Annotated in this window: 21 protein-coding genes; 15 read left to right on the top strand and 6 right to left on the bottom strand. The window is 63.5% G+C overall.

Annotation, left to right across the window (positions count from 1 at the left end):
* Positions 1 to 31: 31 nt before the first annotated feature.
* Complete coding sequence (locus Amn_RS22385) at positions 32 to 805, bottom strand: gamma-glutamyl-gamma-aminobutyrate hydrolase family protein (RefSeq protein WP_067958105.1); 774 nt, start codon at positions 803 to 805, stop codon at positions 32 to 34.
* A gap of 298 nt (positions 806 to 1,103) precedes the next feature.
* Between Amn_RS22385 and Amn_RS22380 the strand changes: the two genes are divergently transcribed.
* The 4 genes from Amn_RS22380 to Amn_RS22365 all read left to right on the top strand — a co-directional run bounded on the left by Amn_RS22380 (position 1,104) and on the right by Amn_RS22365 (position 4,740).
* Complete coding sequence (locus Amn_RS22380) at positions 1,104 to 2,213, top strand: TRAP transporter substrate-binding protein (RefSeq protein WP_067958106.1); 1,110 nt, start codon at positions 1,104 to 1,106, stop codon at positions 2,211 to 2,213.
* 184 nt (positions 2,214 to 2,397) lie between these two features.
* A complete protein-coding gene (locus tag Amn_RS22375) occupies positions 2,398 to 3,507 on the top strand; it encodes a TRAP transporter substrate-binding protein (RefSeq protein ID WP_067958108.1) in 1,110 nt (369 codons plus the stop codon).
* A 380-nt stretch (positions 3,508 to 3,887) separates the two neighbouring features.
* The gene (locus Amn_RS22370) at positions 3,888 to 4,097 is read left to right on the top strand and encodes a hypothetical protein (protein WP_067958110.1); all 210 of its coding nucleotides are present in this window, start codon (positions 3,888 to 3,890) and stop codon (positions 4,095 to 4,097) included.
* 166 nt (positions 4,098 to 4,263) lie between these two features.
* Positions 4,264 to 4,740 carry a hypothetical protein gene (locus Amn_RS22365; protein WP_157097018.1) on the top strand — a complete coding sequence of 159 codons (477 nt, stop codon included), beginning with the start codon at positions 4,264 to 4,266 and terminating at the stop codon, positions 4,738 to 4,740.
* A gap of 153 nt (positions 4,741 to 4,893) precedes the next feature.
* On the opposite strand, the gene Amn_RS22360 is transcribed toward Amn_RS22365, so the two are convergent.
* From Amn_RS22360 to Amn_RS22350, 3 genes are all read right to left on the bottom strand, one after another.
* Positions 4,894 to 6,660, bottom strand: a complete 1,767-nt coding sequence (locus Amn_RS22360) for a TRAP transporter large permease (RefSeq protein ID WP_182575206.1) — start codon at positions 6,658 to 6,660, stop codon at positions 4,894 to 4,896.
* Positions 6,657 to 7,241: a TRAP transporter small permease subunit gene (locus Amn_RS22355; protein WP_067958116.1), complete on the bottom strand. Its 585-nt coding sequence runs from the start codon at positions 7,239 to 7,241 to the stop codon at positions 6,657 to 6,659. The genes Amn_RS22360 and Amn_RS22355 overlap by 4 nt, the downstream gene beginning before the upstream one ends.
* A 200-nt stretch (positions 7,242 to 7,441) precedes the next feature.
* Complete coding sequence (locus Amn_RS22350) at positions 7,442 to 8,350, bottom strand: branched-chain amino acid ABC transporter permease (RefSeq protein WP_286291994.1); 909 nt, start codon at positions 8,348 to 8,350, stop codon at positions 7,442 to 7,444.
* 93 nt (positions 8,351 to 8,443) lie between these two features.
* Between Amn_RS22350 and Amn_RS22345 the strand changes: the two genes are divergently transcribed.
* The 11 genes from Amn_RS22345 (at position 8,444) to Amn_RS22295 (ending at position 23,800) form a co-directional block, all read left to right on the top strand.
* Positions 8,444 to 9,040 carry a CGNR zinc finger domain-containing protein gene (locus Amn_RS22345; RefSeq protein WP_067958120.1) on the top strand — a complete coding sequence of 199 codons (597 nt, stop codon included), beginning with the start codon at positions 8,444 to 8,446 and terminating at the stop codon, positions 9,038 to 9,040.
* Complete coding sequence (locus tag Amn_RS22340) at positions 9,033 to 9,566, top strand: hypothetical protein (protein ID WP_286291990.1); 534 nt, start codon at positions 9,033 to 9,035, stop codon at positions 9,564 to 9,566. Before Amn_RS22345 ends, Amn_RS22340 begins: the two co-directional genes overlap by 8 nt.
* A gap of 206 nt (positions 9,567 to 9,772) precedes the next feature.
* Positions 9,773 to 13,249: an indolepyruvate ferredoxin oxidoreductase family protein gene (locus Amn_RS22335; protein WP_286291988.1), complete on the top strand. Its 3,477-nt coding sequence runs from the start codon at positions 9,773 to 9,775 to the stop codon at positions 13,247 to 13,249.
* Positions 13,250 to 13,388: 139 nt separating this feature from the next.
* On the top strand, positions 13,389 to 15,698 hold the full coding sequence (locus Amn_RS22330) for a putative bifunctional diguanylate cyclase/phosphodiesterase (protein ID WP_286291986.1): 2,310 nt from the start codon (positions 13,389 to 13,391) through the stop codon (positions 15,696 to 15,698).
* 156 nt (positions 15,699 to 15,854) lie between these two features.
* The gene (locus Amn_RS22325) at positions 15,855 to 16,634 is read left to right on the top strand and encodes an N-acyl amino acid synthase FeeM domain-containing protein (protein WP_286291984.1); all 780 of its coding nucleotides are present in this window, start codon (positions 15,855 to 15,857) and stop codon (positions 16,632 to 16,634) included.
* Positions 16,635 to 16,681: 47 nt separating this feature from the next.
* Positions 16,682 to 17,995: an ABC transporter substrate-binding protein gene (locus Amn_RS22320; RefSeq protein WP_286291982.1), complete on the top strand. Its 1,314-nt coding sequence runs from the start codon at positions 16,682 to 16,684 to the stop codon at positions 17,993 to 17,995.
* Positions 17,996 to 18,442: 447 nt separating this feature from the next.
* Complete coding sequence (locus Amn_RS22315; RefSeq protein WP_067958134.1) at positions 18,443 to 18,691, top strand: aa3-type cytochrome c oxidase subunit IV; 249 nt, start codon at positions 18,443 to 18,445, stop codon at positions 18,689 to 18,691.
* A gap of 288 nt (positions 18,692 to 18,979) precedes the next feature.
* On the top strand, positions 18,980 to 20,335 hold the full coding sequence (locus Amn_RS22310) for a Re/Si-specific NAD(P)(+) transhydrogenase subunit alpha (protein WP_286291979.1): 1,356 nt from the start codon (positions 18,980 to 18,982) through the stop codon (positions 20,333 to 20,335).
* The gene (locus Amn_RS22305; RefSeq protein WP_067958142.1) at positions 20,335 to 20,757 is read left to right on the top strand and encodes a proton-translocating transhydrogenase family protein; all 423 of its coding nucleotides are present in this window, start codon (positions 20,335 to 20,337) and stop codon (positions 20,755 to 20,757) included. The genes Amn_RS22310 and Amn_RS22305 overlap by 1 nt, the downstream gene beginning before the upstream one ends.
* A 1-nt stretch (position 20,758) precedes the next feature.
* On the top strand, positions 20,759 to 22,156 hold the full coding sequence (locus Amn_RS22300) for an NAD(P)(+) transhydrogenase (Re/Si-specific) subunit beta (protein ID WP_185910326.1): 1,398 nt from the start codon (positions 20,759 to 20,761) through the stop codon (positions 22,154 to 22,156).
* Positions 22,157 to 22,303: 147 nt separating this feature from the next.
* The gene (locus Amn_RS22295; RefSeq protein ID WP_154386938.1) at positions 22,304 to 23,800 is read left to right on the top strand and encodes a hypothetical protein; all 1,497 of its coding nucleotides are present in this window, start codon (positions 22,304 to 22,306) and stop codon (positions 23,798 to 23,800) included.
* Positions 23,801 to 23,873: 73 nt separating this feature from the next.
* Here Amn_RS22295 and Amn_RS22290 read toward each other — a convergent pair whose 3' ends face one another.
* Both Amn_RS22290 and Amn_RS22285 read right to left on the bottom strand, forming a co-directional pair.
* The gene (locus tag Amn_RS22290) at positions 23,874 to 24,506 is read right to left on the bottom strand and encodes a LysE family translocator (protein WP_067966179.1); all 633 of its coding nucleotides are present in this window, start codon (positions 24,504 to 24,506) and stop codon (positions 23,874 to 23,876) included.
* 169 nt (positions 24,507 to 24,675) lie between these two features.
* Positions 24,676 to 25,152, bottom strand: coding sequence for a DUF992 domain-containing protein (locus Amn_RS22285; RefSeq protein WP_067958149.1), 477 nt, complete (start codon positions 25,150 to 25,152; stop codon positions 24,676 to 24,678).
* Positions 25,153 to 25,184 lie beyond the last annotated feature (32 nt).

Below are 25,184 nucleotides of genomic sequence, written 5' to 3'. Positions count from 1 at the left end.
TCGAACCCGGTCGTCGGCGGAACGTAGTCGACTACTCCGCCGCGGCCCGTGCCGCAGTCCGGGCGATCGCATGCGCGCGAACCGCATCGCCAAATGCCTTGAAGATGCGTTGCGAGACGTCGTCGGACTTGACCCAGTATTCGGGGTGCCATTGCACGCCGACCGCGAAGGCACGCGAGTCTCGAACCGACACGGCTTCCACTGTGCCGTCAGGCGCTACGGCCTCGACCTGAAGCTTCGATCCCAGGCGCTCGACCGCCTGGCGGTGGACCGAGTTGACCAGGATGTCGCCTGGGCCGAACACGCCGGCAAGGCAGCTGCCCGGCTTGATGGTCGCCACCTGGTGGATGGCGAAGCGTTCGTCCTGGTTGTCGCTGACCGGAGCCCGGTGATCGGCAATGCCTTCGCGCTCCTGGATCTCGGTGGCGAGCGAACCGCCGAGCGCCACGTTGAGCTCCTGAATGCCGCGGCAGATGGCGAGCAGCGGCACGCCGCGTTCGATCGCCTTGCGGATCAGCGGCATGGTGGTCGAGTCACGGGCGAAGTCGTAGGGGCCATTCGCTTCGGTCGCTTCCTCGCCATAGAGGCGAGGATCGACGTTTGACTTGGAACCCGTCAGCATGACGCCGTCGACCGACGAGAGCAGCTCATCGAGGTCGAGGCGGTCGCCGAAATTGGGCACCAGCACGGGCAGCACCCCGGCGCCCGAGATCGCCGCCTCGAGATATTGCTGAGGCGCCGCATGCCAGGTGTAGTTCTCGAACTGCTTGACGTCTGACGAAACGGCGACGAGCGGCTGGTGCATGATGGGGTTCGAATCCTTGTGGAAAGCAGGCTGTTTCCTTGCCTACAAAATAGGCGATCCCGAGGCGCTTTTCCAACACAAGTTTGCACATCTCGTATGTGCCAGGCCGGGCGGGCTTAGACTATAGTTTTAGATGCTTGCGCTGCCGCAGCGTTTTGCGCGGCCAAAGCTTCTCCGCCCTCTCGGGCGTGCTTTACTCATCCCCTTCGCCGTGTATTGTCGCGGTCGGCGTGAGTGGTGGGAGGCCAAATATTTCCCCAGCGTCGCATGTCTTTCGGTCCACTATGGGAGGATTTTGATGGATCGCCGTTCATTTATCAGGAAGGCCGGTACCACCGGCGTGGGAGCGGCCGCGGCCGCTGCGACGCTCGCGGCACCGGCGATTGCCCAGTCCAATCCCAAGATTACATGGCGGCTCGCGTCGTCTTTCCCCAAGTCGCTCGACACCATCTATGGCGGTGCTGAAGTCCTGTCGAAGCACCTGTCGGAAGCCACCGACGGCAACTTCACCATCCAGCCTTTCGCTGCCGGCGAAATCGTGCCCGGCCTGCAGGCGGCCGACGCCACGACCGCCGGTACGGTCGAAGCCTGCCACACGGTGGCATATTATTACTGGGGCAAGGACCCCACGTGGGCGCTGGGTGCGGCCGTGCCGTTTGCGCTCAACGCACGCGGCATGAACGCCTGGCACTATCATGGCGGCGGCATCGACCTGTTCAACGAATTCCTGGCGACCCAGGGTCTCTATGGTCTGCCCGGCGGCAACACCGGCGTGCAGATGGGCGGCTGGTTCCGCAAGGAGATCAACACGGTCGCCGACCTGCAGGGCCTGAAGATGCGCATCGGCGGCTTCGCCGGCAAGGTCGTGGAGCGGCTCGGCGTGGTGCCGCAGCAGATCGCCGGCGGTGACATCTATCCGGCGCTCGAAAAGGGCACCATCGATGCTGCCGAATGGGTTGGCCCGTATGACGACGAGAAGCTCGGCTTCCAGAAGGTCGCGCCCTACTACTACTATCCCGGCTGGTGGGAAGGTGGCCCGACGGTCCATTTCATGTTCAACAAGGCCAAGGTCGACGAACTGCCGGCAGCCTACAAGGCACTGCTGCGCACGGCTGCCCAAGCTGCGGACGCGAACATGCTGCAGAAGTACGACTTCCTCAACCCGACGGCGGTGAAGAGCCTGGTTGCCAACGGCGCGCAACTGCGTCCGTTCAGTCCGGAAATCCTCTCGGCCTGCTTCGACAAGGCCAACGAGGTCTATGCGGAGATGGAAGCCAGCAATCCGGCTTTCAAGAAGATCTGGGACTCGATCAAGGGCTTCCGCAAGGACCACTATCTGTGGGCCCAGATCGCCGAATACAACTACGACACCTTCATGATGATCCAGCAGCGCAACGGCAAGCTCTAAGCTTCCGCCTGTTTAGAAAGGGCCCCGGGGCATTGCTCCGGGGTCTTTTTTTGTTTCCGGACACCTGCTCTGCCAGTGGCGTTTTCTACTGCCGCGTGTAACGTGTGCGGTGGCGCCGATCATAACAATCAGGGGCCCGGCGCCGTTCCACGCACTCACTGTCAACAACAATGGGAGTTCAGGAATGGACCGCAGATCCTTTATTCGCAAGGCCGGCGTTACCGGCGCGGGCGCAGCCGCTTCCGCCGCGCTGCTTGCAGCACCGGCAATCGCGCAATCACTGCCCAAGGTTAGCTGGCGATGCACCTCGTCGTTCCCCAAGGCGCTCGACACCATCTATGGCGCCGGCGAGACGATGGCCAGATACGTGCGCGAGGCGACCGACGGAAACTTCAACATCCAGGTGTTTGCCGCCGGCGAGATCGTTCCCGGACTGCAGGCGGCCGATGCCGCGGCGGCGGGCACCGTCGAATGCTGCCACACCGCGTCCTACTATTACTGGGGCAAGAACCCGACATTTGCGCTTGCGACGGCGGTGCCCTTCATGTTCAACGCCCGTCAGATGAACGCATGGATCTACCACGGCGGCGGCCACGACCTGCTCAACGAGTTCTACGCCAAGCAAGGCCTGTACGGGCTCGCCTGTGGTAACACCGGGGCCCAGATGGGCGGCTGGTACCGTAAGGAGATCAACACCGTCGCCGATCTCAAGGGCCTCAAGATGCGTGTCGGCGGCTTCGCCGGCAAGGTGCTGGAAACGCTTGGACTGGTGCCGCAGCAGATTGCCGGCGGCGACATCTATCCGGCGCTGGAGAAAGGCACCATCGACGCCGCCGAGTGGGTCGGTCCCTATGATGACGAGAAGCTCGGCTTCCACAAGGTTGCGCCCTACTACTATTACCCCGGCTGGTGGGAGGGCGGGCCGACGCTGCATGCCCTGGTCAACCTTGCCAAGTGGCAGGAACTGCCCAAGCCGTACCAGGTGGCGCTCACCTCGGCATGCCAGGCCGCCAATTGCGACATGATGGCGACCTATGACTACAAGAACCCGGCGGCACTTCGCCGGCTGGTGGCCAATGGCGCCCAGTTGCGGCCGTTCAGCCAGGAGGTCATGAAGGCCTGCTTCGAGGCCTCGAACCAGACCTATGGCGAGATCTCGGCCAGCAATGCCGACTTCAAGAAGATATTCGACAGCCAGGTCGCCTTCCGCAAGGACGCCTATCTCTGGGCGCAACTGTCGGAATACACCTTTGACACCTTCATGATGGTCCAGCAGCGCACCGAGGCGCTCTGAGCCGAGAAACGCGTCCGTTGCGCCGAGCTGACGGCAAATGAGAGTTTGCCGCCAGCAGCCGTCCGAAACCCGGGACCTTGCACGCCCCGGGGCTTTTCCGTTGCGTTCAGGACGCCGGTGACGACCGGAGATCGTGAAGGGTTGTCTTAGACCCGTCGGTCGCGCGGCTAGTGCCATCGCGGTCCGGCCGTGTGTCCTCTCGCGATGCGGTGGGCAGGCTTCCACAGAGAGGGAAGTGACCGAACGTACCGAACCGGCCATTTTTCGGCCACCTCATGGCTTCCGTTCTTGGTTCATAGGCAACTCAAACCGGAGGCGGCCGATGTCCGCCCTGATCGCCCGTCTGGGCAGCTTCCCGCTCGCCGAGGAAGCCTTTCAGGATGCGTTGGTGTCGGCGGTTTCGCACTGGAGCCGCAACGGCGTGCCCGCATTCGCCGCAAGGCTGGCGGCTCCAGGCCGCCTATCGCAAGGTGGTCGACCGCATCAGGCAGAACAGGTCGGAAGCGCGCCAGGTCGATGACGTCAAGCCGCTGGTCCGCGGCGAGGCCGCCGAGGATCCCGACGTAACCTCGACGAACGCCTGCGTCTGATCTTCACCTGCTGCCATCCTGCGTCGGAAACCAAATCGCAGGTCGCACCCACGCCGCGGACCAGCGGCGGCCTTTCGACGACGGAGATCGCGCGTCATTCTCGACGCCGAGACGAGCAGGGACAAAGGCCGTCGCGCGGCCGGGGCCTGACGAATGGGCAACACGGTTGCAGTCAGTGCTTGCCATCATCTACCACATCTACACTTCAGGCTATGCCGTCGGCCCGGCCAACGGAGGCCATGCCCGTGTCGATGCCAACGGGGTGACGGTCGCGCTGGCCGACCAGGACCGGACCAAATGCAACCGGTCACAGATCGACGAAGGTCTCGGGTTGATCGAGATGGCGATGCAGCGCCGCGCACTCGGCCCGTACCAGATCAAGGCGGCGATTGCCGCCTGCCACGTGCAGGGAGAGGTCTCCCACTGGCCGCAGATCGTGCTGCTCTATGACAGCCTGCTGCGGCTCGAGCCGACCGCTGTCGCGCGCCTCAGGCGGCGGTCGCGCTGTCGGAAGCGGGATGGCCGGAGGCCACATCGCGCTCGCTCGATACGCTCGCGGCCGAACTCAAGGACTACCAGTCCTATCATGCGGCGCGCGCCGAGCTTCTGTCGCGGACGGGGCATCTCAGCGAAGCCGCGGTAGCCTATGCGGTCGGCATCGACCTTGCCGGTTCAGAAGCCGACGCCGCCTTCCTGCGGCGACGGGGCGGGCTTCTGGTTACGCAAGCCGGGTCGGCCTAGCCTGCCGGAGGGGCAAGAAAAAGGCGCCTTTCGGCACCTTTTTGCTGCTTGAGGATCAGTTGAAGCTCGGTGGCTTCGTCAGATCGTTTGCCGGAGCCGCCGGTTGAACCGGGGCGGTGCCCGGTTGCGCCGGCGCTGTCCCTGGCTGGGCGGGGGCAGGCGCGCCGAGCGGAGGCAGGCCGAGGCCGCCGCCCAATCCACCGCCGAGCCCCGGCATTTCGGGCATCTTGATCTCAATCGTCGACGGATCGACCTGCTTGCCCTTGTAATGCATGACCATCTGCGGGAAGGCGATGGTCAGTCCGATCATGATGATCTGGATGCAGACGAAGGGGACGGCGCCCCAGTAGATCTGGCCCGTCGTCACCGGTTGGATGTTCTTTCCGGTGATACGGTCGAGATAAGGCACGCGCGCCGCCACCGAACGCAGGTAAAACAGCGCGAAGCCAAACGGCGGATGCATGAAGCTGGTCTGCATGTTGACGCCGAGCAGCACACCGAACCAGATCAGGTCGATGCCGAGCTTGTCGGCGGCGGGCGCCAGCAACGGCACGATGATGAAGGCCAGCTCGAAGAAGTCGAGGAAGAAGGCCAGCAGGAATACCAGTACGTTGACGGCGATCAGGAAGCCGACTTCGCCGCCGGGCAGCGACACCAAGAGGTGTTCGACCCAGAGATGGCCGTTGACGCCATAGAAGGTCAGCGAGAAGACGCGGGCGCCGATCAGGATGAACAGCACGAAGGACGATAGCCGGGTCGTCGATGCCAGCGCTTGGCGGACGACGTCGAACGACAGCCGACCCTTTGCCGCGGCCATGATCAGCGCGCCGACCGCACCCATCGCACCGCCTTCGGTTGGCGTCGCAATGCCGAGGAAGATGGTGCCGAGCACGAGGAATATCAGCGCCAGAGGCGGGATCAGCACGATGATCACCTGCTGCGCCAGCCGCGACATCAGGTTGAACTTGAGGCCGCGGTCGAGGATGGCCGCGATGTAGATGACGACGACACCGACGCAGGCGCCGAGGATGTCGGCGTTGGCGCCATGTGTTGGCGACAGATAGACATGTGCTGCATAGGCGATCGCCACTGCCAGCACCAATGCCGCAAACAGCGAGGTCACGCCGTGGCCAAGCGTACGGGCATCGAGCGGCAGCGCCGGCATCGACTTCGGCCGGATGATCGACATCAAGAGGATGTAGCCCATGTACATGCTGGTCAGCACCAGGCCGGGGATGAGCGCGCCCTTGTACATGTCGCCCACCGAGCGACCGAGCTGGTCGGCGAGCACGATGAGCACGAGCGAGGGCGGGATGATCTGCGCCAACGTGCCTGACGCGGCGATGACGCCGGAGGCAACACGCCGGTCATAGCCGTAGCGCAGCATGATCGGCAGAGATATCAGGCCCATGGCGATGACCGAGGCGGCCACCACGCCGGTGGTCGCTGCCAGAAGCGCGCCGACGAAGATGACGGCATAGGCCAGGCCGCCGCGGATCGGTCCGAACAACTGACCAATGGTGTCGAGCAGGTCTTCGGCCATGCCTGATCGCTCAAGCACGATGCCCATGAAGGTGAAGAAGGGGATCGCCAGGAGCGTCTCGTTCGACATGACCCCCCAGAAGCGTTCGGGCAGGGCGTAGAGCAATGGCCAGGACAAGTTGATCGAGCCATTCGAGTAGGGCGCGAGTTCGACGCCGATGAAGAAGAACAGCAAGCCGTTGGCGGCGAGCGAAAATGCGACCGGGTAGCCAAGCAGCATGAACACGATCAACGAGAAGAACATGATCGGCGCCATGTTCTGGGCGATGAACTCGATCATGAGCGTACCTCGTCGGCCAGCGCCTTGCCTTCGAGTTCAGCCTGCTCGTGCGCGGAGATGAACGGCGTCGGATCCTCCATGTCGCCGCGCATGATGGCGATCTTCTTGATGATCTCGGAAATGCCCTGGAGGCCGAGCTGGATGAAGCCCATCAGCAGCAGCGCCTTTGCCGGCCACAGGATCAGGCCGCCGGCGCTCGACGACATCTCGCCGGAACGGAACGACAGGCTGACATAGGGGATGAAGTAGAAGATCATCAGGATGACGAAGGGCATCAGGAACAGCATATGGCCAAGCAGGTCGATCCAATGCTGCACCCGGCGCGAGAACATGCCGTAGACGATGTCGATGCGGATGTGCTCGTTCTGCTTCAGCGTGTAGGCGGCTGCCAGCATGAAGGCGGCACCGAACAGGTACCACTGCAGTTCTAGCCAGGCGTTGGACGACATGTTGAATGCCTTGCGGATCACCGCATTGCCTGCGCTGACGAGGATGGCGAGCAGGATCGCCCACGCCACCGTCTTGCCGATCGCTTCGTTGATACGGTCAATGGCTCTGGATAGAGCGAGAAGCCCTGCCATGCATTCCTCCCAGGTTGTGTGGGGCAGCCGTTGTTCCCCGACGTTCTTTTTTCGGCACTCCCGATGCCATGGGTATGCCGGTCATGGGGCCGGCGTCAACATAACGAGCGGTACTCGTCAATTGCTGCGAAGGTGGCAAAACGAGGAAAAGGCCCACAGGCCGCGCGGCATGCGACCAAAGTCGAAGACGATTTTCGCGGTCAGGCAGCCGGGCTTGGCGCGTCCTTGCGGTCGCCGGTCAACACCAGCATCGCCGCGAGCAGGCCATACATCCAGGCGTCGCGCCATTCGATCGGGAAATAGCCGGCCCATAGCGACTCGGCGATGCCGAAGGCGGCAGCACCGAGTGCTGCCTTTCCCGGTGCGTAGTAGCCGCCGACCGCGGTGATGAACAGGATCTTCAGGCCGTAGACCAGGCCGGCGCCGAAGCCGAGATTGCCGTAGTAAAGTGCTGCCAACACACCTGCCAGGCCGGCGCACATGCCGCCGAACAGCAAGGCGCGGTGAAACACCTTTGTAGTGTCGATGCCGCAGAGTTTTGCGGCGAAAGGATCGTCGGCGACGGCCCGCCAGTTCCGGCCGAAACTTGAGTGCGACAGCTTGGCGGCGCCCCAGATGATGACGGTTGCTGCCGTCGCCGTATTGATCAGCTGGATCACTGTCATCGTCGCGACGAAATTGCCGCCAGAGGCAAAGACCACCGGCGTCGCCAGCATCGGCGGCAGCCAGTAGTCGTGCGTGTCGGCGGCAATGCGGCTGAGTTCCATCAAGGCGATCATCACGCCGAGCGTGGCGGCGACGATCGCGTTGGGCGAACGGCCGGCGAGCGGGGCGAAGACCGAGTGCGAAAGCACACGGCTCACCAGCGTGGCGTAGGCGAGCGCCACGACAATGCCGAAGGCGATTGTCGAAGGCAGCGTCAGCCACAACGCCTGGTAGCCGTAGACGGCGGCCAGGATCATCGTCTGGCCCGAGAAGGCGAAGATGCCGCCATAAGCGAGATTGGTACGCTGGAGCAGGCCGTTGCCCAGCGCATAGCCGAAGGCCAGCAGGCCGTAGATCGCGGCCGAATGCACGCCGTTGAGAAGCTGTTGCAGGAAATAGAGCATGCGTTGTCCGGCGGCGCAGGGAGCTGTCCCGTGGCGCAAGATTGCGCTCGTGATTCTAACTTGTCAAATTGCGTTTACCAGTTAGATTTGGGCATGGCAGTTTCCTGGACCCGGCATCGTTTCTCCGGCGGCGTGCTTGCGCTCGACACCGCCAACACGGTGGTGCTGCGCGGCGACGCGGAGCGCAGCTTCGACCGTTTCGACGACCCCTCGGAGATCGCCCGCTTCGCCGCGGCCGCCAGTGTCTTGCGCGCCGACGAGCTCAAGGGCAGGGTGCTTGCCGCCCCCGACCCACAGGCGATTGCCGGCAAGGTGATTTCCATCCGTGAAACAACCGACCGCCTGATGCGCCGCAGTGTTGTCGATGGCGCTCTGGCCACGGCAGACATGCCCGGTTTCCTCAACGCCTGTGCCAACGGACTCACTGGGGCGCGCGAAAGCCTGAGCGCCGATGCGCCCTTCGGTGCTGCGCCGGAACCGCTGGCCTTCGAGGCAGCACTCGCCGTATCGGCGTTGTCGCTGTTGTCTGCCGGCACCATGTCCCGGCTCCGGATCTGCCCCAACTGCAACTGGCTGTTCGTCGACCGCAGCCGCAACGGCAGCCGGCTTTGGTGCGACATGGCCGTCTGCGGCAACCGCCAGAAGGCGCGGCGCCATTACAGCAGGCGCAAGGAGGTGCAGAATGCCTAAAGGTGGATTCTTGCGTGCTACCTTTGCCCTTTCGGCGCTTGTGTCGCTGGCATTGGCTGGCTGCCGCGAAAGCGGCGGCGAGGGGGAACATTTCGAGCTGTCCGGCCGGCTGTTCGTATTCAACTACCGGGTCGCGACAGTGCAATATCTGGTGACGCTTAAGCCGCTCAAGCCGGTCGGCGAGGGCGAGGTCGCAATCACGACATTCGAAAACCCCGCGGGCGGCGCGGCCATCGTCGTGCGCCAGAAGATATGGCCGCTCAACGACAAGGTCACGATCAACAGCCCGCCCCTCGAATGCGTGGTCAAGGACAGGCCCTACAAGGTGTCGATCCGCATCGAGAATGCCAAGGGCGAACTGATGCAGGCGCTGGAGACGACCATGGCTTCGTCGCAGGACCAGTCGGTGCTGCCCGACAAGCCGCTGGTCGTCGGCCCGTTCTACGATCCCAATCCGGAACTTGAGGGGCATCCCGACGGTCACCTGCCCGGAGGCCGCGGCGTGACCTGTCCTCCCGCTGCCTGAGCTTCGCTCCGACGGAAATTTTCATTCGCCTGGACGGCTTCCGCTTGCGTATTCGTGCGCGGTCGACGCCGATCGGCACCTTCGATTGTTCTTTTTCCCAGGCAAAGAATTTCGTTTGACGCGACAGCCGCGCCCGGAAAAGCTATCGCTAAGCTACCCAAGGTCAGCCGCCCGAATCGAGGGTGGTTGGGGCACAGGAAATGCTGATGACGCTTCACGACGTCGCTCTCGACGACAAGTTCCATCTGGGCAAGGAGCGGATTTTTCTATCCGGCGCGCAAGCCGTCATCCGCATGCTGCTGATGCAGCGCGAGCGCGACAGGCTCGCCGGCCTCGATACGGCGGGCTTCGTCTCGGGCTATCGCGGCTCGCCGCTTGGCGGCCTCGACCTGCAGCTGTGGAAAGCCAAGACGCAGCTGGCGCAGTCCAACATCGTCTTCCAGCCCGGTCTCAACGAAGAACTCGCCGCCACGGCCTGCTGGGGCTCGCAGCAGGCTGAGCTTATGGGCGAAGGCAAGCACGACGGCGTCTTTTCCGTCTGGTACGGCAAGGGTCCCGGCGTCGATCGCTCGGGCGATGTCTTCCGTCATGCCAATCTCGCCGGCTCTTCGAAGAAGGGCGGCGTTCTGGCGCTGATGGGCGACGACCATACCGCCGAATCCTCGACCAACGCACACGCCACCGAGTTCCTGTTCGTCGACACGATGATCCCGATCCTCAATCCGGGCGGGGTGCAGGAGCTGATCGACTACGGACTCTACGGCTTTGCCCTGTCGCGCTTCGCCGGCACCTGGGCGGCAATCAAATGCGTGAAGGACAACATCGAATCGACGGCCTCCGTTGATGCCTCGCTCGGTCGGCTCAACATCGTCATCCCCGAATTCGACATGCCCTCAGGCGGGCTCAACATCCGCCACGAGCTCGACCAGCTCGGTCAGGAAGCGCGGCTGCACGAATACAAGCGGGCGGCTGCGTCCGCGTTCATCCGCGCCAACAACATCAACCGCATCGTCTATTCCGGCGGCCGCAAACCCAAGATCGGCATCATCACCGTCGGCAAGAGCTTTCTCGACGTGCGCCAGGCGCTCGACGATCTCGGCATCGACGAGAGTCGCGCCAACCAGCTCGGCATCCGCCTGTTCAAGGTCGGTTGCCCGTGGCCGCTCGACATCGAGCACATCAGGGAGTTTGCCCGTGACCTCGAGATGATCGTCGTCGTCGAGGAAAAGCGTTCGTTGCTAGAGGTTCAGGTGCGCGAGGAGCTCTACGGCACCTCGATGCAGCCCAAGGTCGTCGGCAAGCGGGACGAGCGCGGCGACTGGCTGTTTCCGGCCAAGGGCGCGCTCGACCCCAACGACATCGCCATTGCCATCGGCGAGCGCGTGCTCAAGGTCATCGGCCCGTCGGAAGAGATCGCCGCCCGCGTCAGCCGCTTGCGCCAGTACCAAGCGATGCTGGCCGACACCAAGGACGTGGCGTCGCGCACGCCGTTCTTCTGTTCCGGCTGCCCGCACAATTCCTCGACCAAGGTGCCTGAGGGCTCGATCGCCGGCGCCGGTATCGGCTGCCACTTCATGTCGTTGTGGATGGACCGCAGCACCGTCGGCTTCACCGCCATGGGCGGCGAGGGCGCGCAATGGGTCGGCCAGGCGCCGTTCACCAAGCGCGAGCACATCTTCCAGAATCTCGGCGACGGCACCTACAACCACTCCGGCACGCTGGCGCTCCGCTTCGCGCTCGCCTCGGATGCCAACATCACCTACAAGATCCTCTACAATGACGCGGTTGCGATGACCGGCGGCCAGCCGCATGAAGGCAGCCTGACCGTGGACATGATTGCCCGCCAGGTCCGTGCCGAGGGCGTCGAGCGCATCGCCGTGGTCACCGACGAGCCGGACAAATATGGCGGCCGTTCTCAGTTTCCTGCCGGTACAACCTTCCATCACCGCGACGATCTCGACCTCGTTCAGCGCGAGCTGCGCGACATCAAGGGCGTCACCGTCCTGCTCTATGACCAGACCTGCGCTGCCGAGAAGCGCCGTCGCCGCAAGCGCGGCACCTTTCCCGATCCGGACAAGCGCGTCTTCATCAACGAGCTCGTCTGCGAGGGCTGCGGCGACTGCGGCGTCAAGTCCAACTGTGTCTCGATCCAGCCTGTCGAAACCGAGTTCGGTCGCAAGCGCAAGATCGACCAATCGAGCTGCAACAAGGACTTTTCCTGCGTCAACGGCTTCTGCCCGTCCTTCGTGACGGTGCATGGTGCCAAGATCCGCAAGGCCGAAGGCATCGCCGGAACCAGTGACGCGTTGCAGGGTGTGCCGGAGCCGAAGCCTTTTGCGCTCGACCGCGACGGCTGGGCAGCGATCATCGACGGCGTCGGTGGCACTGGTGTCGTCACCGTCGGCGCGATCCTCGGCATGGCCGCCCACCTCGAAGGCAAAGGCTGCGGCATGATCGACATGGCCGGCCTCGCCCAGAAGGGCGGTTCGGTGTTCACCCATGTCCGCATCGCCCGTTCGACGGACGACATCAACGCCATCCGCGTCTCGGCCGGCAAGGCCGACCTGATCCTCGGCTGCGACCTCGTCGTGTCGGGCGCCAAGAAGGTGCTGGCGGCGGTTCGCGAAAACCACACCATCTTCGTCGCCAACACCGCAGAGATCATGCCCGGCGAGTTCACGCGCTCGGCCGACTTTTCGCTGCCGACGGAGCGGCTGAAGAAGACGATCCGCGATGCGGCGGGCGAGGCGAACGCGCATTTCTTCGATGCCACCCGCACCGCATCTGCGCTGTTCGGCAATTCGCTCGGTGCCAACATGTTCATGCTCGGCTTTGCTTTCCAGCATGGCGGCCTGCCACTGTCGACTGAAGCGGTCGAAAAGGCGATCGCTCTCAATGGCGAAGCGGTGGCGATGAATGTCGCGGCGTTCCGCTGGGGCCGCCGCGCCGCCCATGATCCGGAGTTCGTCCGCGCCATGATCGGCCGGACCACCCGCGGCGATGAGCCTGTCGTCGCCCAGACACTCGATGAGATGATCGCGCGCCGCGCCGCGTTCCTGAAAGCCTATCAGAACGCTGCCTATGCCGAGCGCTACACCGGCCGCATCGCCGCGCTCCGCGCCGCCGAGCAGAAGGCTAAGCCGGGCTCGACAATCGTCACCGATGCGGCGGCGCGCTCGCTGTTCAAGCTGATGGCGATCAAGGACGAATACGAGGTTGCGCGGCTCTATTCCGACGGCTCGTTCCAACGCGAGCTGGCCAAGCAATTCCAAGGCTACGACCGGCTTGAGTTCCATCTTGCGCCGCCGATCCTCGGCCGCAAGGGTGCTGACGGGGTGCCGCGCAAATCGAGCTTCGGTCCGTGGATGATGAAGGGCTTCAGGCTGCTTTCGGCGATGAAGGGCCTGCGGGGTGGTGCCCTCGACATCTTCGGCTACACCGCCGAGCGACGTATGGAGCGTGCATTGCTCGACCGCTACGAGGCCGATCTCGAGCTGATCCGGGGCGCACTTACGAGCGACAATCTTGACGCTGCGGCCGCATTGGCATCGGTGCCGCAGCTGATCCGCGGCTATGGTCACGTAAAGCATGCCAGCGTCGACAAGGCATCGGGGGAACGGGAACGGTTGGTCAAGAGGTTGGCTGCCGCGCCGGTAAGCCCCACGCTCCAGGCTGCCGAATAGGCGATACGACTTGTTTACCTGAACCTAAATTAGAAGTTGTGGCACGCGATTGAGTGGCGTTACTGGCGTATAAGTGCGCGCTTTCTAAGCCTTTCTTAAGGTGGATGTGGCAGTCCTTGGCCTCCCAGGCAGGCCTCGGATGCGCAGAAGAAACAACGAGATACCGGTCGACGTCTACATACCCTTCGTGGAAACGCTTTTCCGCGATGGCGCGACGCTGGCTGTTGGTATGGTTGCGCAGACGGTCCTGATCGGCGTCGTCTGGTGGAAAACCGCTCACCCGCTCTATCTTGTCGTTGCGCTGTTCATGGTGCTCGTCGCCACGTTGCGCATGCGAAACTTCCGCAAATACAACAGCTTACCGGCTGCCACGACGTGGGAAGAAGCGCACAAGCGCGAAAACGACTACATCCTCTATGGCACTCTGCATGGCCTGGCGCTGGGCTCGTTCTGCCTCGCCGGCATCTATTTCGCCTATGATCCTTTCGCCGAAATCGCCTCGGTCTGCGTGACGCTTGCATCGGCCACCTCGATTGCCGGCCGCAATTACGGCTCGCCGCGCATGGTGATGATCTTCACCGTGACAATGACCTGGGCGATCTCGCTCGGCTTTCTGCTGCGTGGCGATTTTTACCACGTCTTCCTGGGCCTGCTGTCAGCGCCGTTCCTCTACGCCATCCGCAAATTCGCCGACACGGTGCGCGACGTGCTGTTCACCGCAGTGCCGGAGGAGAAGAAGGCCAACCGCATCGCCCAGCGCTTCAATCGTGCCCTCAACACCATGTCGCACGGCCTGGTCATGCTCGGCCCCGACGGTCGCGTGGCTGTGGCCAACGCGGAAGCTGCGCATCTGATGTCGGTCAAATCGCCCGAGGCGCTGCTCGGCCGCTCGATCCATGGCCTGCTGATGCGCGGCGTCGCCGGCGGCCAACTCGCGCTCAAGGATTGCCGCTACATCGAGGCACAGCTGACCCGCGCTTTGCGCGAGGGCAGGGACCGCAAGGTTCTGGTCTCGCTCGCCAACGGCCAGTGCCTGGAGTTCTCGGCGCGCGAAGGCAGCCAGGAGCTTGGCGTCATCACCTTCGAGGACGTGACAGCTCGTGTCGCCGCCGAAGAGAAGATTCGTTTCATGGCCCGCTACGATGGCCTGACCGGGCTGCCCAACCGCGCCTATTTCCATGAAGTGGCGGCTGAATGCGTACTCTCCGGCGACCGCGAACGGCTGTGCGCGCTCGCCGTGCTCGACCTTGACGACTTCAAGAGCGTCAATGACACGCTTGGTCATCCTGTCGGCGACGGGCTGATCTACGCCGTCGCCGAGCGGCTGGCAGCGTTTGCCTCCGATGCCGTCAAGGTCAGCCGCTTCGGCGGCGACGAGTTCATGATCTATTTCGACAAGGTCGATGACGAGAGCCATCTCAAGCTGATGCTCGACCGCATGTTCGCCGAATTGCAGGGCGAGGTCGATGTCGCTGGCCATGTGCTGCGCATCCAGGCCAGCGGCGGCGCCGTGCTCGGCAAGGTGCGTGAATCCGATGTCGATGCGATGATCGTCAAGGCCGACCTCGCGCTCTACAAGGCCAAGGAATCCGGCAAGAACAGCTGGCAGCTGTTCGAGGCGGTGATGGACGCCGCCTTCCGCAATCGCCAGCTGATGAAGGCCGATCTGCGCAATGCGGTTGAAGCGCGCGCGCTCCGCGTGGTCTACCAGCCGATCGTTTCGATGAGCACGATGCGTATCGCCAGCTGCGAGGCGTTGTGCCGTTGGGACCATCCAGAGCTTGGCCCGGTCTCGCCGGCAACCTTCATTCCGCTCGCCGAGGAGATGGGCATCATCTCCGACATCAGCACCTTCGTGCTGCAGGCAGCCTGCGCCGAATGCGCCAAGTGGCCGGCGCCGATCGGCGTGTCGGTCAACCTGTCCGCCAAGGACTTCCGCGACCGCGATGTCGTCGAGAAGGTCCGCGGCGCGCTTGTGGCTTCAGGCCTCGCGCCGCATCGTCTCGAAATCGAAGTCACCGAGACGGCGCTGCTCGACGACAAGTCGTCGACGCGCAGCTACATCGAGGAACTCAAGGCACTGGGCGTGCGCATTGCGCTCGATGACTTCGGTACCGGCTATTCCAGCTTGAGCTATCTGCACAAGCTGCCGCTCGACAAGGTCAAGATCGACCGCAGCTTCCTTGCCGATGTCGCGCAGAATCCGCGCTCGCTGAAGCTGCTGAAAGGCATCGTCGACCTGTCACGGCCGCTCGGCCTGTCGGTCACCGTCGAGGGCGTCGAGACCTTCGAACAGCTCAAGATCCTCGCTGTCGAGGTCCACCCCGACCTCGTCCAGGGCTTCCTGTTCGGTTCGGCGCTGTCGTCGTCCGGCATTGAAACCATGTCCAACACCGTCTGGCCCTTTGCCAAGGACATCGGTCTCGCACGCATTTCAGCCCGTCGATAAAGTAAGCGGAAGGGCAGGTCGCGCAACTGGCAAAAACGCTTGTTTTTCCATTAATTGTTAACCTTAATGGAAGGTAAATAGGAACATTTTGAATTTTATCTTTACATCAAACCGGCCTCCGCTACCCTTCGATTGGGCGGAAGTACGGGGAATACCATGACGATCCATCAAGCGACGTCCGGCGGCGACGCCGACGTCAAGAGTGGCAGTGTGTCCGGTGAAGGCTCGAGTTTCGCGAGCCATGTTTCAAGTCTGCTCGAGCGGGCCGAATACCGGCGCTGCGACAAGGGCGAAGACCTCGAAGACATCTATCGCCTCCGCTACAAGTCGTACCGTCTGAGCGACATGGTGTCGGAAAATCCCGACCACACCATCCATGATGATCTCGACGATGCCGAGAACTGCTACAAATTCGGCATCTACATCGATGGCCAACTGGTCAGCACGCTGCGCATCCATCATGCCTGTCGCGAAACGCCGGCGTCGCCGTCGACGACCGTCTATGGCGATATCCTGCGCCCCCAGCTGGCGGCCGGCGCCAACTTCGTCGATCCCAGCCGCTTCGCTGCAGATCCGGACTGGTCGCGTGTCTATCCGCAGATACCTTATCTCACGCTGCGCCTGGCCGGCATGGCCTGCTTCTATTTCGACGCGCCTTACTGCCTGTCGACCATTCGTCCCGAGCATGCCGGCTTCTACCGCCGCATCTACAAGTCGGAGCAGATCGGCGAGTTGCGCGATTATCCCGGCCTCAACTACCAGGTCGTGCTCTATCGCGCCGACGTCAACAGCATCCGCGAGCGCTCGTTCCAGCGTTTCCCATTCTTCAAGTCGACGCCGATGGAACAAAGGTTGATGTTCAGCAGGCAGCCGATGGGCGAGCTCGCGCCGCTGACCATCCTGCCGACGGCAAAATATTTTCGCGAAGCCGCCTGAGCTTCGCGTAAGGTCGGCGGCAATGTGATCCGGAATCCGCGGGAACAATGACGACGCCGACCACAAAACACCTGTTGCGGGCCGCATTGCTGCTCGGGATGATCCTGCCCGCTCCGGTGCTGGCTGTTGGAGACACGCTCACCGTCGCCAATATGACCTTTCGCACCGGCCCTTTCGCCGATGCCGGTACTCCGCTGATGGACGGCCAGCGCGACTACATGCTGATGCTCAACGAGCGCGACGGCGGTATCAACGGCATCAGGCTGAACTACGACGAGTGCGAGACCGGCTTCAGCGTCGACAAGGCTCTGGAGTGCTACGACAAGGCCAAGGCGTCGAGTCTTGTCACCCAGCCCGGGTCGCCCGCGATCACTCTTGAGTTGCTGCCCAAGGCCAGCGTCGACAAGGTACCTGTGCTCGCGCCGGGATACGGCTTTTCGGCCATGGCAGACGGCAAGCGTTTTCCCTGGGCCTTCAATCCTCCGGTCAGCTACTGGGACGGCGCCTCGATGATGCTCAAGGGCATATCGGGCGACGACCTCGACCATCTGCGTGGCAAGAAGATCGCGCTTTTGCATCTCGACGGTCCTTATGGCGAGGAGCCGATCCCGCTGTTGCAGGCATATGCCGACAGTTTTGACTTCACGCTGCTGCCCGTGCCTGTGGCGGCCAAGGAGATGCAGAGCCAGTCGGCGCAATGGGCGAAGATCAAGGCCGAGCGCCCGGATTTTGTGCTCTTGTGGGGCTGGGGCGCGATGAATGCGGGTGCCTTGGCCGAGGCGGTTAGATCGGGCTTTGCGATGGACAGGCTCGTCGGCATCTGGTGGTCGGCGCATGACGACGACCTGAAGGCTGTGGGCGAGGCGGCCAAGGGCTATCGCGCCCTGTCGTGGAACCTGCCCGTGCCGGATGCCGAGGTGATCAAGGACATCCGCAAATATGTCATCGACGCCGGCAAGTCGCAGACGCCTGCCGAGGCGCCCGACAAGCTGTTCTACCAGCGCGGCGTCATGATCTCGATGCTGTCGGCCGAGGCGATAAAGGCGGCCCAGGAGCACTTCGACAAAAGGCTGATCAGCGGCGAACAGATGCGCTGGGGGCTGGAGAACCTCAAGATCGACGATGCCAGGCTGGCAGCCCTCGGCATGTCAGGCATGATCGGCCCGTTCGCGACGACCTGCGCCAACCATGCCGGCAATGGCAGCGCCTGGCTTTTGCAGTGGGACGGCAACCGCTTCGTCAAGGCATCGCACCCGCTGACCGCCGATGCCAAGATGATCGCCCCGCTGGTCGATCAGGAAGCCAACAAGTTCGCCACGTCGCATGCGCCATGGTCGCTCAACGAGGCTTGCAAGAACTAGCATCATTGTCCCCTTGGCCAGTAATCGGCGCGGCTCTCGCTGTGGCGGCGTGCCCTTGCCTGATCATACTGAACTCATTCTCGCCCTCATCCACCGCCAGTGCGGAGCCCGGCGCCCCCAGGTAGTCGGAAGGCTTCCGGCCTGAACCGCCGCAACCTGAACCCGCCCCAGCCTGACCAGTCGCGAACCAGGTCAGCTAGGCTTTCATTCGCATCTGGACGGCACCTCCGCACTGCCAGCCACCCTGCTTTTCGAAACCCGCCACCATTCCGGCATCGCAATATCAGTCATCGCTTTCGCAACAAACGCTTGCGTTTGATCAAATGAGCATTTATTTCCCCGTTGGGGATTGATAATCTTGTCGCAGCCAAAGGGGCAATCTTTCCATTGCCCTGCAGCGCGCATTTAGGTATGTGCCCTTGAACTCGTTTTCCGGAGGGGACTCTCATGGCTGATACCACGCCGACCGGCCCGATCGAACTTGGCGCGCAGATGGATTACGCCGAGCACGAGAAAACCTATTCGATGTTCATTATGCTGTCCAAATACGGCACGCTGTTCTGCGTGGCGCTGATGATCGCCATGGCCTTCGGCTTCTTTACGCCGGCCGGCTTCTTCTCCAGCCTCGTGCTGTTTCTGATCATCTGCGGCGTCGGCGGCTATCTGCTGCGCGACGTGCCGACCCATATCCGCTGATTGATTTCCGGCAGCCGCCGGGTTCCCGCGCCGGTTCGTGTCACGGCCAATTTCCGGTCGAAGCTGAACCGACGGTCTTCCTGCGAAGGGCGTGGACCAAAAGCGGCTGCACGCAATAACCTTGCCGGCGAAGCGCCCGGCAGGGCATGGTCCTGATAAGTTTTTGGTGCGGGTGCGTCGGCGGTCTTTTCGTCACTAGCCCAGTCGATTTCGTTGGTAAGGCGCCGACGCGTCTGTGTGCGTCCGGCACTTTACGTTTGGTAAGGTTCCAGCCGAAAGGACGTCACGGTGGGCCAGACGATATTCATACCCAGAGAGTTGGATGCGATTGAGAGCCGTGTGGGGGCTTCACCGGATACGGTGAAACGCCTTGTGGGTCTTGGCTTCGAGGTTGTTGTCGAGACGGGTGCAGGCACCTTGTCGCGCATTCCCGATGCCGATTATGCGGCGGTGGGGGCTGTCATCGGCAAGGCCGGCGATGCCGCCAAGGCCGATGTGGTGCTCAAGGTGCGCCGTCCCTCGGAGGCCGAGGTCAAGGGCTACAAGCCGGGTGCTGCCGTGCTTGCCACCATGGATCCTTATGGCAACGAGGCCGGTGTGGCGGCGATGGCCAAGGCGGGGGTGACGGCGTTTGCCATGGAGTTCATGCCGCGCATCACCCGAGCCCAGGTGATGGACGTGTTGTCGTCGCAGGCAAATCTCGCCGGCTATCAGGCGGTCATCGACGGTGCTGCCGAATATGATCGGGCGCTGCCGATGATGATGACGGCAGCCGGCACGGTTCCTGCTGCCAAGGTGTTCATCATGGGCGTCGGCGTCGCCGGCCTGCAGGCGATCGCCACCGCACGCCGCATGGGCGCGATCGTGACGGCCACCGACGTGCGTCCGGCTGTCAAGGAGCAGGTCGCCTCGCTCGGCGCCAAGTTCCTCGCCGTCGAGGACGAGGAGTTCAAGGCAGCGGAGACCGCCGGCGGCTACGCCAAGGAGATGTCCAAGGAGTACCAGGCCAAGCAGGCGGCGCTGACCGCCGAGCACATCGCCAAGCAGGACATCGTGATTACCACGGCACTCATCCCGGGCCGTCCGGCGCCGAAGCTGGTGTCTGCGGCAATGGTCGCCTCGATGAAGCCGGGTTCGGTGCTTGTCGACCTCGCCGTCGAGCGCGGCGGCAATGTCGAGGGTGCGGTGCCGGGCAAGGTCGTGACCACGGCCAATGGGGCAAAGATCGTCGGCCATCTCAACGTGCCGGGCCGGGTCGCTGCCTCCGCCTCGCTGCTTTACGCCAAGAACCTGTTCGCCTTCCTCGAGACCATGGTCGACAAGACCACCAAGCAGATCGCCATCAACCGCGACGACGAGCTGGTCAAGGCGACCATGCTGACCGATGGCGGCAAGGTGGTGCATCCGAACTTCGCCAATGCCGCTGCGGCTGCGGACAAGCCCAAGCCGATCGTGGCCGGCCAGAACCGCGGTGACGACCCGGCGAGCGATAGCGCAACTCCTGCCAAGGCAACGGCGAAGAAGCCGGCCCCCGCCAAAGCGGACAAACCGGCGGCTGCGAAAAAGCCCGCTGCCCAAAAAGCCACTGCCAAGAAGTCGGCGCCAAGCGCCGGCGCGAAGACATCATCTGAGGGAGACGCGTGATGGAAGGTCTTCAGAAAGCCCTCGACCAGCTCGACCAGGCGGTTGCCGCCGTCCGGCTCGGCGTCCAGGATCTCGCCACATCTGAAGGTGCGGCCGAAGCTGCCGGCAATGCGGCACATGCCGTCACCGGCGGGGCGGTCGACCCGTTCGTGTTCCGCTTCGCCATCTTCGTTTTGGCGATCTTCGTCGGCTACTACGTCGTCTGGTCGGTGACGCCGGCGCTGCACACGCCGCTGATGGCCGTCACCAACGCCATCTCCTCGGTCATCGTCGTCGGTGCGCTGCTCGCCGTCGGCATCGCCGCTTCCGGCCTTGCCACCGGCTTCGGCTTCGTCGCCCTGGTGCTGGCCTCGGTCAACATCTTCGGCGGCTTCCTCGTCACCCAGCGCATGCTGGCGATGTACAAGAAGAAGGACAAGTGACGTGACCCTGAACCTCGCTTCCTTCCTCTATCTCGTCTCCGGCATCCTGTTCATCCTGGCGCTGCGTGGCCTGTCGCATCCGACCACCAGCCGCAAGGGCAACACCTACGGCATGGTCGGCATGGGCATCGCCATCGTGACCACGCTGGCGCTGGCCAAGCCCTCTGCCGGAGGCCTCGGCCTGATCGTGCTCGGCCTCGTCATCGGCGGCGGCGTCGGTGCGGTCACCGCCCGGCGCATCGCCATGACCTCGATGCCGCAGCTGGTCGCTGCCTTCCACAGCCTCGTCGGTCTGGCCGCCGTCATGGTCGCCGCTGCCGCGATCTATGCACCCGAAAGCTTCGGCATCGGTGCCGTCGGCGCCATCCACGGCCAGGCGCTGGTCGAGATGAGCCTTGGCGTTGCCATCGGCGCCATCACGTTTACCGGCTCGGTCATCGCCTTCCTCAAGCTCGACGGCCGCATGTCGGGCAAGCCGATCATGCTGCCGGCCCGCCACCTGATCAACGCTGCCCTCGGCATCGGCCTGGTCGTGCTGATCGTGCTGTTGGTCACCACCCAGTCGACGACCATCTTCTGGCTGATCGTGGCATTGTCGCTTGTGCTCGGCGTGCTCCTGATCATCCCGATCGGCGGCGCCGACATGCCTGTCGTGGTGTCGATGCTCAACTCCTATTCGGGCTGGGCAGCTGCGGCACTCGGCTTCACGCTGGGCAATCTCGCGCTGATCATCACCGGTGCGCTGGTCGGCTCGTCGGGTGCGATCCTGTCCTACATCATGTGCAAGGGCATGAACCGCTCGTTCATCTCGGTCATTCTTGGCGGCTTCGGCGGCGAGACGGCGGCAGCTGTCGACGACGGCATCCAGCGCACGGTCAAGACAGGTGCCGCCGACGACGCGGCCTATCTGATGATGAACGCCCAGAAGGTCATCATCGTGCCGGGCTACGGCATGGCTGTGGCCCAGGCCCAGCATGCGCTGCGCGAGATGGCCGACAAGCTCAAGGCCAATGGCGTGGAAGTCAAATACGCCATCCACCCGGTCGCCGGCCGCATGCCCGGTCACATGAACGTGCTGCTCGCCGAGGCCAACGTGCCTTATGACGAGGTCTTCGAGCTCGAAGACATCAACTCGGAGTTCTCGCAGGCCGACGTCGCTTATGTCATCGGCGCCAACGACGTCACCAACCCGTCGGCACGTGACGACAAGAGCTCGCCGATCTATGGCATGCCGATCCTCGACGTCGACAAGGCCCGCACCTGCCTGTTCGTCAAGCGCTCGCTCGGCTCCGGCTATGCCGGCATCGACAACACGCTGTTCTACAAGGACGGCACCATGATGCTGCTCGGCGACGCCAAGAAGATGACCGAAGAAATCGTCAAGGCCATGGATCACTGAGACAACACATCAGCCCCTCCACACCCCGACAAACAAAAGCCCGGCAACACCCGGGCTTTTTTGTTGCCTTGAACTGGCATAGGCTGCCCCTGTTTCTGAACAGTCTGCTTGCTGAATAGTCTTCGCTCTTGTCAGGGGGGATTTGCGATGAATGTCAGCCCCGCACCAATACGGCCTGCGGCCAAGGACAATGCGCGCCAGGCCGTGGTCATCGTCCACGGCATGGGCGAGCAGCGGCCGATGGATACCATCCGCAGCTTCGTCAGTGCTGTCTGGAGTTCCGATCTCAGTCGGACGGAAGGCAAGTTCGGTGCGCGCAAGCCGGATCCCGACGGTGATGGCCTGATCAACAAGAGCTGGGTCCACCCTGACCGGCGCGCGCGGTCCTACGAGCTGCGCCGCATCACCACGCCCGATGACGTCGACGGACGGCGGACCGAGTTCTACGAGCTCTACTGGTCCGACATTACTCAGGGCACCACCGTCCAGCGCCTTGTAGCCTGGGTGAGGGGCCTTTTGCTGCGCAAGTGGTCGGATGTGCCCGTCGATGCACGGCGGCTCTACATCGCCGCCTGGGCGGTCACTGCGCTGATCGCTACGCTGCTCATCGTTCCCAACCTGATCGAGTGGTTCGGGCTGGGCAAGGTGCTCTTCCCCGGCTGGGTCTGGAGCATCGCTGCCGTGGCCGTCGGCTGGCTGGTCAGCCAGTTCCTAGTGCCCTATTTCGGCGACGTCGCCATCTATGTCCGGGCCGAGCCCGACACCATCGTCAAGCGAACAGAGGTGCGGGAGAGGGGGCTGGCGCTGCTGCGCGGGCTGAACGACGACCCGGCCTATGACCGCATCGTCGTTGTCGCCCACAGCCTGGGCACCATCGTCGCCTACGACATATTGCAGCTGTTGTGGGCCGAACGCGCGCCGAGCGGCCGCAACAGGCGCAGCGAGCCGGAGCTGCTCAAGGCGTTCCGCGCTGTCGGCAAGAAGGCGCTGCCCATCGACAGCGCCGGGCGCGCCAAGGTCACGATGGATGCCGCAGAGCTGGCTGAGTTTCGCGGCCTGCAATGGCAGCTCTATCGGCAGCTGAGCACCGCACCGTCCGACAAGCTCGACAGCTGGAAGGTCAGCGATTTCGTCACCTTCGGCAGCCCGCTCACCCATGCCGAGTTCCTCGTTACGCACAATGCGGCCGACTTCGCCAAGGCGGTCGACGAGCGGCTGCTGTCGACATGCCCGCCGGTGTCTGAGGGCAAGAACCCCAACATCCTCTACCCCTCGCGGTCGCCTAGATACCCACACCACGCTGCGGTCTTTTCCGCGACGCGCTGGACCAACATCCACGACAAGGGCAATGGCTGGCTGACCGGCGATCCGATCTCCGGACCGCTGGTCGAAAATTTCGGCCCCGGCATCCTCAACATCCAGGTCAGCCTGACCTGGGCGCTCGGCCGTATCTTCACCCACACCAATTACTGGTCGACGGCGGCCGAGGGCTGGGAGGTGCTGCCTTCTGGTGAGCGCGGCCCGCGTAGCCATCTCGACGTGCTGCGCGACGCCGTCGATCTCGGCCGTAAGGCGGACCCCGATCCGTCTAAGCCGCGGCCCGCCGCGCGCCGGCGCATCAAGCCGGCTGATCCGGCCGTCTAGAGCGTTTCCGCTATTCTTCGAATCGCGGATCTCTTTTTTTGGCGCAATTCCGGACGGAGAACCGCCACACACTTTAGCGCTGGGCTTCGGTTGCCATCTTCACGGCCATACCGGCCAGCACCGTGCCCATCAGCCAGCGTTGCACCGCGACCCAGCCGGGGTTGCTGGCGAGGAAGGTGGAGATCGAGCCGGCGGAGATGGCGATGAGTGCGTTGACCGTAATGCTGATCGAGATCTGGATCGTGCCGAGCACCAGAAGCTGGCTCAGTACGCTGCCGTCGGCCGGATCGATGAACTGCGGCAGCAGCGACAGATAGAGCACGGCGACCTTCGGGTTCAGCAGATTGGTGAGAAAGCCCATGGCGAACAGCTTGCGCGGCGTGTCCTTGGGCAGCTGCCGCACCTGGAAGGGCGAACGTCCACCCGGGCGAAGGGCCTGCCAGGCGAGCCAGAGCAGGTAGGCGGCGCCGGCGAAGCGGATGGCGTCATAGGCGTAAGGAACGGCGAATATCAGCGCCGTGATGCCGAAGGCCGCGCACAGCATGTAGACGATGAAACCGAGCGCCACCCCGCCGAGCGAGATCAGGCCGGCCCTGGGGCCCTGGCTCAGCGAACGCGACACCAGGTAGATCATGTTGGGGCCCGGTGTCAGCACCATGCCAAGGGCAATGGCAGCAAATGCGATCAGGCTGGCTGTCTCGGGCATTCACATTCCCTCCGCGCTGGATCTCCAGCTGGGCGCAGAAATGCCCGGAAATCTCGAACCGGGAAAGAGGGCAAGTGCGACCGAACGATTGCGGCAGATGCCGCGTCATCGGCACAAAAAATGCCGGAGCGCTGTTTGCACCCCGGCACTTTGAAACGGTGACTGCAGCTTACTTGAGAGGTGCGGTCAGCTGCAGCGCGCCGATCGCCACGGCGGCGTTGAGGCCGGTCTGGTTGGTCAGGCTGACCGGCTGCAGCGCGATCGAGCGGCCGGAGCCGCCGACGAGCACGTTGGCGCCGAGGCCGACGGCGACCGTCGCTTCGGCTGTCGCGCCGAGATAGTTGCCGGCGAGGCCGCCCGGGTCATAGACGTCGCGACTCGGCGCCAGTACCAACCATTCCAGCGCGCCGCCGGTGGTGGTGCCGATGTCGACGCCGTATTTGTTGATGCGGCCGGAATAGATCTCCTGGGCGCGGTTGCCGAAGGCTGGCGTAAACGTGCACTGCATGTCCTTGCTCGAGCCGATGACAAAGCCGGTGCCGCCGTTGACGGTGCAGCTGAGCATGCCGAGCTTGGCGCCGAACTGCGCGTGTGCGGGTGCCGCAAAGGGCACCAGGGCAAGGGCAAGGATGGCGAGCTTTTTCATTGGGGGAATCCTTTCAGGCATGAAGCGATATC

This window comes from Aminobacter sp. Y103A, assembly GCF_030294925.1.
Lineage (GTDB): Bacteria > Pseudomonadota > Alphaproteobacteria > Rhizobiales > Rhizobiaceae > Aminobacter > Aminobacter ciceronei.
The sequence above is the reverse complement of the archived record's forward strand: the minus strand, read 5'-3'. Positions and strand labels throughout refer to the sequence as shown.